At 70.7% G+C, this 14,435-nt stretch carries 11 protein-coding genes; 3 read left to right on the forward strand and 8 right to left on the reverse strand.

Annotated elements, in window-relative coordinates; translation table 11 throughout:
* Positions 1-18: 18 nt before the first annotated feature.
* The 5 genes from ACWIGU_RS36450 to ACWIGU_RS36470 all read right to left on the reverse strand — a co-directional run bounded on the left by ACWIGU_RS36450 (position 19) and on the right by ACWIGU_RS36470 (position 5,448).
* Positions 19-771 (reverse strand): MIP/aquaporin family protein, encoded by a 753-nt coding sequence (locus ACWIGU_RS36450; RefSeq protein ID WP_454405941.1) that lies wholly within the window; start codon positions 769-771, stop codon positions 19-21.
* A gap of 363 nt (positions 772-1,134) precedes the next feature.
* Positions 1,135-2,823 (reverse strand): EAL domain-containing protein, encoded by a 1,689-nt coding sequence (locus tag ACWIGU_RS36455; protein ID WP_454405942.1) that lies wholly within the window; start codon positions 2,821-2,823, stop codon positions 1,135-1,137.
* Positions 2,824-2,929: 106 nt separating this feature from the next.
* Positions 2,930-4,120 (reverse strand): lipid-transfer protein, encoded by a 1,191-nt coding sequence (locus tag ACWIGU_RS36460; RefSeq protein WP_454405943.1) that lies wholly within the window; start codon positions 4,118-4,120, stop codon positions 2,930-2,932.
* The gene (locus ACWIGU_RS36465) at positions 4,117-4,596 is read right to left on the reverse strand and encodes a Zn-ribbon domain-containing OB-fold protein (protein WP_454405944.1); all 480 of its coding nucleotides are present in this window, start codon (positions 4,594-4,596) and stop codon (positions 4,117-4,119) included. The genes ACWIGU_RS36460 and ACWIGU_RS36465 overlap by 4 nt, the downstream gene beginning before the upstream one ends.
* A gap of 27 nt (positions 4,597-4,623) precedes the next feature.
* Positions 4,624-5,448, reverse strand: coding sequence for a M15 family metallopeptidase (locus ACWIGU_RS36470; RefSeq protein WP_454405945.1), 825 nt, complete (start codon positions 5,446-5,448; stop codon positions 4,624-4,626).
* Between the two features lie 72 nt (positions 5,449-5,520).
* On the opposite strand from ACWIGU_RS36470, the gene ACWIGU_RS36475 reads away from it, so the two are divergent.
* Positions 5,521-6,054 carry an NUDIX domain-containing protein gene (locus tag ACWIGU_RS36475; protein ID WP_100597510.1) on the forward strand — a complete coding sequence of 178 codons (534 nt, stop codon included), beginning with the start codon at positions 5,521-5,523 and terminating at the stop codon, positions 6,052-6,054.
* Positions 6,055-6,092: 38 nt separating this feature from the next.
* On the opposite strand, the gene ACWIGU_RS36480 is transcribed toward ACWIGU_RS36475, so the two are convergent.
* Entirely contained in the window at positions 6,093-8,450 is a 2,358-nt protein-coding gene (locus ACWIGU_RS36480) for a glycoside hydrolase family 31 protein (protein ID WP_454405946.1), read from the reverse strand.
* A 214-nt stretch (positions 8,451-8,664) separates the two neighbouring features.
* Here ACWIGU_RS36480 and ACWIGU_RS36485 point away from each other — a divergent pair, with 214 nt between their 5' ends.
* Positions 8,665-10,641, forward strand: coding sequence for an acetoacetate--CoA ligase (locus ACWIGU_RS36485; RefSeq protein WP_454405947.1), 1,977 nt, complete (start codon positions 8,665-8,667; stop codon positions 10,639-10,641).
* Positions 10,642-10,719: 78 nt separating this feature from the next.
* Positions 10,720-11,622 (forward strand): hypothetical protein, encoded by a 903-nt coding sequence (locus ACWIGU_RS36490; RefSeq protein ID WP_454405948.1) that lies wholly within the window; start codon positions 10,720-10,722, stop codon positions 11,620-11,622.
* Positions 11,623-11,684: 62 nt separating this feature from the next.
* Here ACWIGU_RS36490 and ptsP read toward each other — a convergent pair whose 3' ends face one another.
* On the reverse strand, positions 11,685-13,355 hold the full coding sequence (gene ptsP / locus ACWIGU_RS36495; protein WP_454405958.1) for a phosphoenolpyruvate--protein phosphotransferase: 1,671 nt from the start codon (positions 13,353-13,355) through the stop codon (positions 11,685-11,687).
* A 74-nt stretch (positions 13,356-13,429) separates the two neighbouring features.
* On the reverse strand, positions 13,430-13,879 hold the full coding sequence (locus ACWIGU_RS36500) for a PTS sugar transporter subunit IIA (protein WP_454405949.1): 450 nt from the start codon (positions 13,877-13,879) through the stop codon (positions 13,430-13,432).
* Positions 13,880-14,435 lie beyond the last annotated feature (556 nt).

Raw genomic sequence — 14,435 nt, forward strand, 5'->3', positions numbered from 1 at the left:
GCGGCGGCGCGGCCGCGGTCAGAACGCCGCGTTGTAGATGAGCCCCGCCAGCGCGCCGCCGATCAGCGGCCCGGCCACCGGGATGATGGCGTAACCCCAGCCGGACGTGCCTTTGTTGGGGATGGGCAGGAACGTGTGCACGATGCGCGGTCCGAGGTCGCGCGCCGGGTTGATGGCGTACCCGGTGGGCCCACCGAGCGAGAGGCCGATCCCGACGACCAGGAAGGCCACGACGAGCACGGTCGATCCGGACTCCCCGAGCCCCTTGGTGAGGCCGAACGCGAGGATGGGGAGCACCAGGGCGATCGTCGCGATGATCTCGGTGATCAGGTTGGCCACGGGGTTGTTGATCTCGGGGATCGTGGAGAAGATCCCGAGCGTCGGAGTGGGCCCGTCGTCGTCCGCTTCGCTCTCGCCGGACCCCGACGTGACGTTGGCGTTGAACTGGGCCAGATAGACGAGATAGGCCAGCACGGCGCCCAGCATCGCGCCGACCATCTGGCCGAGCAGATAGACCCAGACCTTGTCCCACTTGCCGGTGTCCACGGCGATGCCGATCGTCACCGCCGGGTTGAGCTGGCCCCCCGACAGCGGCGCGGCGGTGTACGCCCCGGCCAGCACGCCGAAGCCCCACCCGAACGCGATGACGACCCATCCCGAGGCTCTCGCCTTGGAATGCCTGAGCGTGACCGCGGCGCACACGCCGGCGCCGAACAGAATCAGGATCGCGGTCCCGATGACCTCACCGACGAAGATGTCTCCATTGCTCATGGCGGCTCCTAGGCCCTCGCCCGGAGCGGTACGCCCCGGTCCTCAGTGCAGGGTGCGTTTTCCATGGCTGGTTCTTGTTGGCTCTGGCTGCAACGGCCGACGGCAGGGGTTCCCGCGCCCCGCCCGGCGCCCGTGACAAGCGTTCCCGCTCAGTCGGAACGCTCGTATCGCCGCAGGGAGAAGGCCCTGACCTGCCTGAACGCGACAGGCGGAGCCCGACGGACAGGCTGGGGCACTGAGCGGCGGTGGGACGACGTGCGGCGATGCCGACTGACACGGGGAAGTGTTCACCGGCCGTGATGGAGCGTCAAGGTCGCGGACGGGAACGGTTGGCGGCGCCCGCCCGTAGGGCCCGCGCCCGCCTCATCCCGTGGCTGCCCGGCCCGATTCCGCTTCCGCGCGCGGTCCGGTCCCCGCCCATGCGGCCCCGGACACAGGGGCGGCTCCCGAACGCATACCCCGCCGCACCTCGTGCCCCGGCGAGTCCGAGCGTCCGATGACCCAACTCGCCCCCGGCAGAGCCTTGGCGGCCTGTTTGAGCGGCGCCAGCGACGCGGCCGCCTGCCGGTGGTCGGCGACGCTGCCCGCCGCGCACAGCACCGTGGCGAGCGACATCGTGACGGGCCGCCCGCCCGCCGCCCAGGGCACGTCGAGCACCGCGCAGGCCAGCGGATCGAGCCCGTCCGGATCGGCCAGGACCAGGAAGTCGTCGCCCCCGATGTGCCCCACCGTGGTCGCCCCCGACGCGGCCCGTTCCAGGGACCTGCCCACCTCGCGGATCAGATCGTCACCCGCGGCGAACCCCGCCCCGTCGTTGACCTGCTTGAACCCGTCGATGTCCAGCCAGCTCAGGGCGAACCCGCGCCCCTGCGCGATCCGCCGGTCCACCTCGCCCGTGATGGAGTCCGAACCGGGCAGCCGGGTCAGCGGATTGAGCGCCGCCGCCTCCTCGACCCGGCTCTCGGCCAGCGCGCGCACGAGATCGGCGAGCCGCACGATGCCCACGCACCGGCCCCGCTTGTCGACGACCGCGACGTCGTCGGCCGTACGGCTGCGCTCGCCGTCCGCGAGTACGTCGAGGACCTCCCAGGCGGTGGCGTCCACGCCCACCGTGCGCGGCCGGTCACCGTGGCGGGCGGCCGGCCGGTCGGCATAGAGCGCGTGCCCGTAGCGACCCGACAGGGACAACAGGAAGCGGTCCCGCTGCACCGAGCGCACCGGTGCGCCCGCCGAGTCCACCAGGAGCACGCCGGACACGTCGGGAGACCCGGTGAGCAGGGCGCGTACGCGCCCCGCCGAGGCCGATGCGGGCAGCAAGGCGGCGGGCCGCACGAACTGGCGTACCGGCGGCCCCGAAGGCGGCGGCGACGCCACCGGGGGAGTGAGCGCCGGGACGTACACATCGGCCGCCGGCAGCCGCGACGGCGGCGCGAACAGCTCGCCCTGGGCCAGCTGCGCACCGGCCTGACGAGCGGCGCCGCACTGCAACTCCGTCTCCACGCCCTCTACGGCGAGCAGCGCGCCCAGCCCCTCGCACAGCGTCCGCATCGCGCTCACCGACGCGGGACGCGACAGCAGCGAGGCATCGAGCTTCACGAGGTCCGGCGCCAGGTCGACCAGGAGCCGCAGGGGCAGGTCGCCGTCACCGACGCCGTCCGCACAGATCCGGAAGCCCTCCTCGCGCAGGGCCGTGACCCCCTCCAGGAGCGCCCGGTGCGGCACGTGGGTGAACGGCGGACCGATGTCGACCGTCACTTCCCAGGGCAGCCGCCCCACGCCCCGGACGGCGTCCCGCAGCGCGGCGAGACCACCCAGATCCGCCACCGTCCCCGCGAACACATTGACGTGCAGCGGCAGCAGCGTCTCCCGCTGCGCCGCCGAGCGCACCGCCAACGCGGCAAGACGGCCGTCGAGTTCAGGGTCACGCCGGGCCTGTGCCAGCACGTCACCGACCTCCGGACGGGCGAGTATCTCCAGGGCCGCCACGGCTCCGGTCGTCAGGTTGACGACCGGTTGGAAGGCGAAACGGAGAGCGTCCGTCCAGGAAGGCACGGAAGCATAATGGCGCCCCCTGCGCGCGCCCAGGCGCAGTTCACGAGCTGTTCACGCACCCTTTTCGGCCGAACACGCAGCGTACGGATCCATAGGAGGCCGCCGGTCAGCGGACCGCGACGACGGACGAGCCGTGCCCGAACAGTCCCTGATTCGCCGTGATTCCCACGCGCGCGTCCGCCACCTGGCGGGCGCCCGCCGTGCCGCGCAGCTGCCAGGTCAGCTCGCAGACCTGGGCGATGGCCTGTGCGGGGACCGCCTCTCCGAAGGACGCGAGTCCGCCACTGGCGTTCACGGGTATGCGCCCACCCGGCGCCGTCGCCCCCTCCCTCAGCAGCTTCGCCGCCTCGCCCTCGCCGCACAGCCCCAGATCCTCGTACCACTGGAGCTCCAGAGCGGTCGACAGGTCGTACACCTCGGCGAGGGAGAGGTCTTCCGGGCCGATTCCGGCCTCCTCGTACGCGGCTCGCGCGATGGAGGCGCGGAAGGTGACGCCGTCCGGTTCGACGGCCGCGGCCGAGTCGGTGGCGATGTCCGGGAGGTCGAGCACCGTGTTCGGATACGTCGGCGTGACCGTCGACACCGCGCGGATCCGCACCGGGTTGCGCACTCCGTGTCTGCGCGCGAAGTCCATGCCGCTCAGTACGAGCGCGGCCGCCCCGTCGGACGTGGCGCAGATGTCCAGGAGCCGCAGCGGATCGGCGACGACCGCCGACGCGGCCACCTCGTCGGCCGTCACCGTCTTGCGGTAGCGGGCCTTCGGATTGAGCGCGCCCGCCGCCGCGTTCTTCACCTTGACCTGCGCGAAGTCCTCCAGCGTGTCCCCGTGCACGGCCATGCGCCGGCGCGCGTACAGGCCGAAGTACGCCGGGTTGGTCGCGCCGAGGACCCGGAACCGCAGCCAGTCCGGATCGTCGTGCCGGTCCCCGCCCGCGGGCCGGAAGAACCCCTTGGGAGCGGCGTCGGCACCCACCACGAGCACGACGTCGGCGAGCCCCGCGAGGATCTGCGTACGCGCCGCGTTGACCGCCTGGGCGCCCGAGGCGCACGCCGCGTACACGCTCGCGACCCGCGCGCCCTGCCAGCCGAGCGCCTTCGCGAACGTCGCACCCGCCACATAGCCCGGGTATCCGCCCCGCACCGTGTCCGCGCCCACGACGGAGTCCACGTCGCGCCAGTCGACCCCGGCGTCGGCGAGCGCCGCCCGCGCCGCCACCGTCCCGTACTCGACGAAACCGCGCCCCCACTTGCCCCAGGGGTGCATGCCCGCCCCGAGCACCGCCACGTCGTCCGTCATGCCGCCACCCCCGTCGGCCGCCAGTGCCACGTCGTCCAGGTCGTGTCCCCGTCCTCGTCGAGCACGCCGGGCACGACCTCCACCTCCATGCCCACCTCCACGTCGGCCACGGAGACCCCGGGAACCGCCTGCCCGAGCACCACCAGGCGCTCCGCCTCCAGCTCCACAGCGATCAACGTGCAGGGCTGCCATGGAAGTTCCGGATCGGACACGTACGGCGCGGGCGGCCGGTACCGGCTGTCCGTGTACGACCAGACCCGGCCGCGCGGGGAGAGCGGCACGGAGAGCAGCTCCCCTCCGGCGCAGCCGGGGTTGCGGCAGAAGGTGTCCTCGCGGGGGAAGAAGACCGAGGCGCAGGCCGAGCAGCGCGTGCCGAGCAACCGGAAGTCGTCTCCCTCCCCGGTGAACCAATCGGCCACGACAGGTGTACGCGTACGCGACAAGGCCCCTCCCGCGCTGGATTGCGACGACGCCATCAGGACACCAGCAGATCTGATGGACCGTCAGAAGTGTGCCATGGGCCGGCCGCTCAGGGAACGCCGCGAGACGGGGAAGTCGAAGTACGTGTCCGGGAAGAGCTCCGGCTTGTACGTGAAGTGCCACCACTCCTCGGGCAGGTTCACGAACCCCTGCGCGGCCAGGGCGTCCCGCAGAAGGTCACGGTTCGCGCGCTGCGCCCCCTGGATCCGCGGGTCATCGGTGTGAGCGAGCGTGTCGAAGCAGTCGAAGCCCGTACCCATGTCCACCGAGTTGTCCGGGAAACGGTCCTTCTGCGGTCCGTAGCAGGGCGCAAGACGCTCACCAGGCACGTACGCGCGCGTGGGCACCGCCGGCAGCTTCACGACGGTCAGATCGAGCGTGGAGCCCCGGCTGTGCCCGGACTTCTTCGCGATGTAACCGTCGGCGAACAGTCGCGTCTTGTCGACCTGCGGATAGAACTCCGCCTTCATCCGCTGGTCGTCGAGGTCCTTGGCCCAGCGCACGAAGTGGTCGACCGCCCGCTGCGGCCGGTAGCAGTCGTACACCTTCAGCGAGTAACCCCGCTTCAGGAGCCCCGCCTGCGCCTTGTGGAGCGCCTTCGCGGCAGGTTCGGTGAGGATGCACATCGGCTTCTCGTAGCCGTCTACAGGCGCCCCGACGAAGTTGTGCGCAGTGATGTAGCGGATCTCCTGGATGATCGTCGGGTCGACATCCCGCAGCGCCACGAACTGCGCGGGAGCCTTGGGCTCGGGCTTCGCCTGCGCGGCGCCGGGAGCGCCGGCGGTCCACAGGAGCGCGGCGGCAGCGGTGACGGCGAGTCTGCGTACGGCGGTTGCTGTTCGTCTCATGAACCCTGCATCTATCAGGATCAAGGGTGGCCAGGGAAGAGCAGCGCTGCGCGATCGGATACAGTCCGCGGCGTGTCAGCACCCCACCACATAACCAACGCCGTTCCGGATTCCCACTGTTCGAGCTGTGGAACCGCTTACGGACCCGACGTCTCGGGATGGCCACGCACGTGCCCGGCCTGCGCCGACGTGAGCTACCGCAACCCCCTGCCGGTCGCGGTCGCCCTCCAGGCCGTCTACGACAGCCGCGGTTCCGCTCTCGTCGTGATCACCCGGACCATCGCCCCCGCGCGCGGGGGAGTCGCCCTGCCCGGCGGGTTCGTCGACCACAGGGAGGACTGGAAGGACGCCGTCGTCCGTGAGCTCAAGGAGGAGACGGGCATCGAGGCGGCGAGCCGCGACGTGCGCCTCGCCGACGCGATGAGCTCGCCCGACGGACACCTGCTCCTGTTCGGCCTCCTCCCGGAACGCCCGGCCGCCGAACTGCCCGAGCCCGCCGTCACGGACGAGACCGAAGGCTGGCACCTCCTGCGCCGCCCCGCCGAGCTCGCCTTCCCCCTCCACACCCTGGCCGCCCGCGCCTGGTTCGAGGGCCGCTACGTGTGACGCGCACCGCCGCATGACCTCCCCAGCCCTCTGAACGCTCAGAGCCCGCGGATCCGCACCGGGTACGCGGGCTCGGCGGGCCCTGCCTCGTCCTGCCGCTCCACCACCACACTGCCGCCGCTCCACCGCGTGGTGTAGCGCTGAACGTCCGGCGCCTGCCAGCCGTCACCGATGTCCGGCACGACAACCCCGCCGCCGGAACGCCCCTGCGCCGGAGCCCACACCTCAAGGCACAGCTCCCCGTCCTCGCCCCGCACCGGAATCACCGCGCCCGCCCGCGCGAAGACGGGAACGCGGGACAGCGGCGCGTCCACCAGAACCTGACCGGGCCCCTCGTGAGCCTGCCCGCTCTCCGTGTCGTACCAGCGCCCACGCGGCAGTCGCACAGCCCGCCGGTCCGCACCCGGCTCCAGGACCGGAGCCACCAACAAGGAGTCACCCAGCAGATACGCGTCCTCGCAGTCCCGTAACGCCCTGTCCTCCGGAGCGCCCCACCACACAGGCCGCGCATACGGAGCGCCCGTACGCCGCGCGAGATGAGCCAGCGTCACGAAATACGGCAGCAGGCGCCTGCGCTCGACGAGCGCCACGCGCGCGTGCCCCAGCACCTCGTCACCGAACTCCCACGGCTCCCGCCGCCCCGCCCGCAGCGCCGAATGCGTACGGAACAGCGGCAGATACGCACCCAGCTGGAGCCACCGCAGATACAGCTCAGGAGACGGATCCCCGTCGAACCCGCCCACGTCCGGGCCCGAATACGGCACTCCGCACAACCCGAGGCCCAGCACCAGGGACAACGACGCGCGCAAACCGGGCCACCCCGTGGCCACATCCCCGGACCACGTCCCCCCGTAGCGCTGCATCCCCGCCCAGCCCGAGCGCGAGAACAGGAACGGACGCTCCTGGGGCCGCAGTTCACGCAGCCCCTCGTACCCGGCGCGCGCCATGCACAGCCCGTACACGTTGTGCGCCTCCCGGTGGTCACCACCCCGCCCCTCCAAGGAGTGCCTTGCCGAGCGGGGCAGCGTCGGGTCACCGAACGCGTTGAAGGACACCGGCTCGTTCATGTCGTGCCAGAACCCCGAGAAGCCCTGGGCGAGCCGCTCCTCGTACAGACCGCCCCACCACTTGCGCACCGCCCGGTCGGTGAAGTCGGGATACACCGACTCACCCGGCCACACCACGCCCCGCACCGCCGTCCCCGCCGCGTCCTTCACGAAGGCGTCCACGGACGCTCCCGCGTCGTACACGGCGTTCCCCGCCTCCGCCTTGACCGCCGGGTCGACGATCGACACCAGCCGCACACCGTCCGCGCGCAGGTCCTCGGCGAGCCGCGGAAGATTGGGATAGGTCTCCCGGTCGACCGTGAACACCTGAAACGCGTCGAGATGTTCGATGTCCAGATGGACCACGTCGAGCGGAAGCCCCCGCTCCCGGTAGCCCTCGACGATCCGCCGCACCGCCTGCTCCCCGCCGAAGCCCCAACGCGAGTGCTGATACCCGAGCGCCCAGGCCGGCGGCAGCGCGGGAGCACCGGTCAGCGACGCCCACGCGCGCAGCACGCGCGCGGGGGGACCCACCATGACCCAGCAGCGCAGCGGACCGCCCTCCATCCGGACCTCGCACGTCCCCGCCCGGTCATGCCCGGAACCAGCACCCTCCTCGCCCTCGGACAGCGTCACCGTGCCGTCCCACGAGTTGTCGTGGAACACCAGATGGGTGCCGGCGTCGGCAACCACCATCTGCACCGGCATGGTCAGATACAGCGGATCGTCACCAGGCCCGAAGGAACCGCCCGGATCGGTGTTCCACAGGCGGTACGCGCCGTCCCGCAGCCGCGGGCCCGACGCCCGGCCCCCCAGACCGAAGAACCGCGCGTCGGCGGTCACCTCGGACCGCTGCACCCACCGCGCCTCGCCCCCGTCCACGGGCTCCCACCAGCGCGGCGGCAGATCACGCCGCAGCACCACACCCCCCGGAGTGCACACGGAGACGGCGCCGTGCCGCGACACGACGACGGTCACCCGCTCCGCCACCACCCGCCAGCCGCCGTCCTTGTCCGGCTCCAGGACAGCCCGCGGATCCGGCTGCGGACAGGAGCCCGCCAGCGCGTACGACGGTTCCGGGTCCGCCCCGTCCCAGCCCCAGAAGACCGCGCCCGTCACCGTCACCGTGATCCGCAGCCGGGACCGCGTGAACCGGACGACACCACCACCGGGCGCCGGCTCGGCCCCCGTCACCGGACCCGGTACCCGCGCCCGCTCCGGCCCCCGGCGCCGCAGACCCACTGCATCGGCCCGCTTCCTGCGCCACGAGGACCGCACCGCCCGCAAACCCTGGACCGCCCCCACCAAGCCAACCGCCCTCACCGCGCGTACCAGGTCACGACCGTTCATGCTGCTCACCCTGTCATTGCGGGGCGCGCAAAAGTGAGTCGTTCAACTGCCGTTCATCCGTGGTGGCAGCACATCTTCACGACACGGACTATGTGGGGCGCAACCTGGTGCGGAAGTCGATCACGTGGCATCGTCCCTGTCAGCCGCGTCACGCGCACACACCGGCCCGTGCGCGGGACCGACGCACACCACGCGTACATCCGGGAGCCGCCCCATGCCGTCCGCAGCGAATCCGACGCCGCTCTGGAAGCCCGACAAGGAGTTCATCGCCGACGCGCAGATCACGCGCTTTCAGGCCTGGGCGTCCGAACACTACGGAGCCCCCGCCGACGGCGGCTACGAAGCGCTGCACCGCTGGTCGGTGACCGAACTCGACACGTTCTGGAAGGCCGTCGCCGACTGGTTCGACATCCGGTTCACCACCCCGTACGCGCGCGTGCTCGGCGACCGCTCCATGCCCGGAGCCGAATGGTTCCCAGGCGCCACCCTGAACTACGCCGAACACGCCCTGCGCACCGCCACCGACCCCGAGCGCGCGCACACCCCGGCCATCCTCCACGTGGACGAGACACACGAGCCTCGCCCCGTGACCTGGGCGGAACTGCGCCGCCAGGTCGGCTCGCTCGCCGCCGAACTGCGCGCCATCGGCGTACGCCCGGGCGACCGCGTCAGCGGCTACCTGCCGAACATCCCCGAGGCCGTCGTCGCCCTCCTCGCCACCGCGGCCGTCGGCGGAGTCTGGACGTCCTGCGCCCCCGACTTCGGCGCCCGCAGTGTCCTCGACCGCTTCCAGCAGGTCGAACCCGTCGTCCTGTTCACCGTCGACGGCTACCGCTACGGCGGCAAGGAGCACGACCGCCGCGACACGGTCGGCGAACTCCGCGCCGAACTGCCCACCCTCCGCGCGGTCGTCCACATCCCGCTGCTCGGCACGGACGCCCCCGAAGGGGCCCTTGAGTGGTCGGAGCTCACATCCGCCGACACCGAGCCCGTCTTCGAAGCCGTCCCCTTCGACCACCCGCTGTGGGTTCTGTACTCCTCAGGCACGACGGGACTCCCCAAGGCGATCGTCCAGTCCCAGGGCGGCATCCTCATCGAGCACCTCAAACAGCTCGGCCTGCACTGCGACCTCGGCCCCGGCGACCGGTTCTTCTGGTACACGTCCACCGGCTGGATGATGTGGAACTTCCTCGCCTCCGGCCTCCTCACGGGCACCACGATCGTCGTCTACGACGGAAGCCCCGGCTACCCCGACACCGGCGCCCAGTGGGCCGTCGCCGAACGCACCGGAGCCACCCTCTTCGGCACCTCGGCCGCTTACGTCATGGCGTGCCGCAAGGCCGGCGTCCACCCCTCGCGCGACCACGACCTGTCCCGCGTCAAATGCGTCGCCACAACCGGCTCGCCGCTCCCGCCCGACGGCTTCCGCTGGCTCCACGACGAGGTGCGCGAAGACCTCTGGATCGCCTCCGTCAGCGGCGGCACGGACGTCTGCTCCTGCTTTGCCGGAGCCGTCCCGACCCTGCCCGTCCACATCGGCGAACTCCAGGCGCCCTGCCTCGGCACGGACCTCCAGTCCTGGGACCCGCAGGGCGAACCGCTCATCGACGAAGTCGGTGAACTCGTCGTCACCAACCCCATGCCCTCGATGCCGATCCGCTTCTGGAACGACCCCGACGGCAGCCGTTACCACGACAGTTACTTCGACACCTACCCCGGCGTCTGGCGGCACGGCGACTGGATCACCCTCACCTCCCGCGGTTCGGTAGTGATCCACGGCCGTTCGGACTCCACCCTGAACCGCCAGGGCGTCCGCATGGGTTCGGCCGACATCTACGAGGCCGTCGAACGCCTCCCCGAAATCCGCGAGTCCCTCGTCATCGGCCTCGAACAGCCCGACGGCGGCTACTGGATGCCCCTGTTCGTCCACCTCGCGCCCGGCGCCGTACTCGACGACGACCTCCGCGCCCGCATCAAGCAGACCATCCGCGAGAGCCTCTCCCCGCGCCACATCCCCGACGACATCATCGAAGCCCCAGGCGTCCCGCACACCCTCACCGGCAAGCGCATCGAGGTCCCCGTCAAACGCCTCCTCCAGGGCACCCCCCTCGAAAAGGCCGTCAACCTCGGCTCGGTCGACAGCGTCGAACTCCTGCGCTTCTACGAGGACATCGCCCGCAACCGCTCCTGACCGAACCCGGTTCCACCGCCGTTGTCAGTGCCCCCGATTACCGTGAGTGAGCATTGACTACAGCTCTCAGGGGGAACCATGGCGCACACCCAGAACACCCGGCACACCGGCATGCGACGCGTCCTGCGCCGTGAAGTCGCGGGCATCATCGGCCTGCTCGCCGACGAACGCGACTTCACGGCGATGCGGAGCTACCGCACCTTCGCCTTCGACGACCACGACACGTACCTTCAGCAGGTGGAGAAGCTCCTCCAGGCCCTCGCCGCACAGGGCGGACACACCACCGTTGCCCTCTTCGACCCCGAGGAGTACGCGGAGTTCTGCGCCGAGACCGGCCTCGAACCGGACACTCCCACCAGCCGTACCCGCTTCACCGCCGAACTGGCTGTCCTGGGCGCCACCGTCCCCTACGAAGGTCAGCCCCTGGCCGACCTCCTGCCCGACCTGGTCGACGAAGCCGTCCGGCAAGCCACCTGGGAGTACGCCTCGTCCGTCCTCGCCCGGATCGGGGTGTGCGGTGGCTGCGGCCAGGACATCGGAAGGGACGCCTTCGCCCGCGCCTCGCTCCTCCTGACACGGGTCCTCGACACGGCAGGCATCGGTGCCCACCACCTCGTGTGCAGCGTCCCCACAGACGCTGAATCACTGCTGTCGGTGCTCCACGTCGACCGCCACACCGAGGACAGCACACGACTCGACGAGAAGGAGGCGCTCGAGTTCACCACGGTCCTGGCCCTCGGCCTCGCGACCGCAAGCCCGGGCGGCCTGGTCATGCGCACCACCGCCCCGGACAGGGACGACCGCGTCCAGGGCTGGCGCCTGCGCGACGAACGCCTGCTACCACTCACCGCGGCGGAAGTCTTCGACGCCTATTGCACCGACGCCCAGTCCGGCGACCTCGTCGCACCCGAGTCCGGCGTCGACTACTGCGCGGCACCCGACCTCGGAGACACCGGCCCCGAGGGCGGGCACACCCACTGAAACGACCGTGGGGCGCTCCACCACGAAGGTGAAGCGCCCCACGACAGAGAACCGGCTTCCGGCTACTCGCCGGACAGCACCGCCTGGGCGGCCTTGCGGGCCTCCTCGGCGGAGTCCGCGGCACGCGCGGCCGAGGCCGCACGCTCGCACTGCGCCAGCGTGTACTTGCCGAGCGTCGTCCGCACGTAAGGAATCGACGCCGCACCCATGGAAAGGGAGGTGACGCCCAGACCGGTCAGGACGCATGCGAGCAGCGGGTCGGACGCGGCCTCACCGCAGACACCGCAGCTCTTGCCCTCGGCCCTCGCCGCCTCAGCGGACAGCGCGACCAGGTCGAGCAGCGCGGGCTGCCACGGGTCCTGAAGCCGAGACACCGCACCGACCTGCCGGTCGGCGGCGAACGTGTACTGCGCCAGGTCATTGGTCCCCAGCGAAAGGAACTCGACCTCCTGAAGGATCGAACGTGCCCGCAGAGCGGCCGACGGAATCTCGACCATCGCGCCGAACTTCGCCTCAAGCCCCGCCTCACGGCACGCGGCGGCGAAGGCCTTCGCGTCGGCACGGTCGGCGACCATCGGCGCCATGACCTCGAGGTAGACCGGCAGTCCCTCAACAGCCTTGGCCAGCGCGGTCAGCTGCGTACGCAGCACCTCAGGGTGCTCGAGCAGCGAGCGCAGCCCACGCACACCCAGAGCCGGGTTCGGCTCGTCGGCGGGCGTCAGGAAGTCCAGCGGCTTGTCCGCACCGGCATCGAGGACGCGCACCACGACCCGGCCCTCGGGGAACGCCTCGAGAACCTTCCGGTACGCCTCGACCTGCTTCTCCTCGGAAGGAGCGCGGCTGCTGTCGTCCAGGAACAGGAACTCGGTACGGAAGAGACCCACACCCTCCGCACCCGCCTCGACCGCGGCCGGCACGTCGGCCGGACCGCCGACGTTGGCAAGGAGAGGCACCTTGTGACCGTCGGACGTCGCACCGGGACCGGACGACGCGGCGAGCGCGGCCTTCCGCGCGGCGGAGGCGGCCTCCAGCTCGGCCCTCTTCTCCGGACTCGGATTGACGAAGATGTCGCCGGTGCTGCCGTCGACAGCGACCACCGTGCCCTCGGCGAGCTCACCCGCACCGGGCAGCGCGACCACGGCCGGCACCCCGAGCGCACGCGCCAGAATCGCGCTGTGGCTGGTCGGCCCGCCCTCCTCGGTGACGAAGCCGAGCACGAGCGTCGGGTCGAGCAGCGCCGTGTCCGCGGGAGCCAGGTCCCGCGCGATGAGTACGTAGGGCTTGTCGCTGTCCGGGACACCGGGCATCGGCACTCCGAGCAGCCGAGCCACGATCCGGTTCCGCACGTCGTCCAGGTCGGCGACGCGACCCGCGAGGTACTCACCTGCACCGGCCAGCAGCGCCCGATAGGACGCGAAGGCGTCGTACACCGCACGCTCGGCCGTGCTGCCGACCGCGATACGTCGGTCGACATCGGCCATGAGCTCCGGGTCCTGCGCCATCATGGCCTGGGCCTCGAGCACATGCTGTGCCTCGCCACCCGCCAGATTGCCGCGCGCAATCAGATCGGCCGCCACAGCTTCCACGGCCTGACGGGCGCGCCCCTGCTCGCGCTCCGCGTCCTCCGTCGGAATCTGCTTGGCCGGCGGCTCGAGAACCGCCGTCCCCATGTGCCGAACCTCGCCGATCGCCACACCGTGGCTCACGCCGACGCCTCGCAGCGTTGTCTCCATCTCACCGTCTCCGATAGTGCGGCGGGCCCAGCCGCCGCGGTGGTTGACCTGCATGCCGCCAGCGACGGCCCGCGTCACTTCCAGCTGAAGAGTGCGTCGCCGGACTTGACGTCGCCGTCCTCGATCACTTCGGAGAGGGACTCGGCGGTGGCCTCGAGGGCAACGATCGGGCAGATCGGGGACTTGCCGGCGGCTTCGACGGCGGCTGGGTCCCAGCGCACCATCTCCTGACCGCGCTGCACGGTGTCGCCCTTGTTGACGAGCAGCTCGAAGCCCTCGCCATTCAGCTGAACGGTGTCGATGCCCAGGTGCGTCAGGACGCCGTGGCCCTGGTCGTCCACCACTACATAGGCGTGGGGGTGAAGAGAGACGACGATGCCGTCGACGGGCGCGACAGCCGCCGAGGGCTCGCGCACCGGATCGATGGCGGTGCCGGGACCGACCATCGCACCGGAGAAGACCGGGTCAGGAACGGCGGAGAGTCCAATGGCGCGTCCGGCGAGCGGGGACGTCACACTGGTCATGGCAAGCCTCCCAGGGGTGGAGATCGATGGTCGCCGACACTGCATGTCCTGGACGGCGTACCGTTTCAGAGCGTAAGTCATAAAAAGTTCCGGTTCCGCATGAGTGGTACCGGTTGGCTGACGTAGAGGGTGCACGCAAACGATTTGCGCCAGCCCTGCACGCCCATGTACTCTCGTACTCCCGCTTGAGGCCGAGCGGCACTTTCGAGTGCCTGGTGGCTCAGCGGCAACTATCACGTCAGATCTTAGCTTTGATCGACTTCTGCATGCCCGCAGGAGTTCATGGTCGGAGCGGCGGGAAATGGCTGATAGTGTTTGGACCGCCGGAAAGGGAAAAGCGAAAGCCGAAAGGCCGGAGCGGAAACCTGAAAGGCACCGAGGAAATCGGACACGAAAGAGTCTGATAGAGTCGGAAACGCAAGACCGAAGGGAAACTGCCCGGAGGAAAGCCTGAGAGAGTATCTCGGGTGAGTACAAAGGAAGCGTCCGTTCCTTGAGAACTCAACAGCGTGCCAAAAGTCAACGCCAGATTGACAACCCCGGCCCACTTCGGTGG

Source organism: Streptomyces sp. NPDC055400 (assembly GCF_053644375.1).

Excerpts from the sequence above, each read along its gene's own strand:
- ACWIGU_RS36450 (WP_454405941.1), bottom strand. The coding sequence starts at position 771 with ATGAGCAATGGAGACATCTTCGTCGGTGAGGTCATCGGGACCGCGATC.
- ACWIGU_RS36460 (WP_454405943.1), bottom strand. The coding sequence starts at position 4,120 with ATGACGGACGACGTGGCGGTGCTCGGGGCGGGCATGCACCCCTGGGGC.
- ACWIGU_RS36465 (WP_454405944.1), bottom strand. The coding sequence starts at position 4,596 with ATGGCGTCGTCGCAATCCAGCGCGGGAGGGGCCTTGTCGCGTACGCGT.
- ACWIGU_RS36470 (WP_454405945.1), bottom strand. The coding sequence starts at position 5,448 with ATGAGACGAACAGCAACCGCCGTACGCAGACTCGCCGTCACCGCTGCC.
- ACWIGU_RS36480 (WP_454405946.1), bottom strand. The coding sequence starts at position 8,450 with ATGAACGGTCGTGACCTGGTACGCGCGGTGAGGGCGGTTGGCTTGGTG.
- ACWIGU_RS36485 (WP_454405947.1), top strand. The coding sequence starts at position 8,665 with ATGCCGTCCGCAGCGAATCCGACGCCGCTCTGGAAGCCCGACAAGGAG.
- ACWIGU_RS36490 (WP_454405948.1), top strand. The coding sequence starts at position 10,720 with ATGGCGCACACCCAGAACACCCGGCACACCGGCATGCGACGCGTCCTG.
- ptsP (WP_454405958.1), bottom strand. The coding sequence starts at position 13,355 with ATGGAGACAACGCTGCGAGGCGTCGGCGTGAGCCACGGTGTGGCGATC.
- ACWIGU_RS36500 (WP_454405949.1), bottom strand. The coding sequence starts at position 13,879 with ATGACCAGTGTGACGTCCCCGCTCGCCGGACGCGCCATTGGACTCTCC.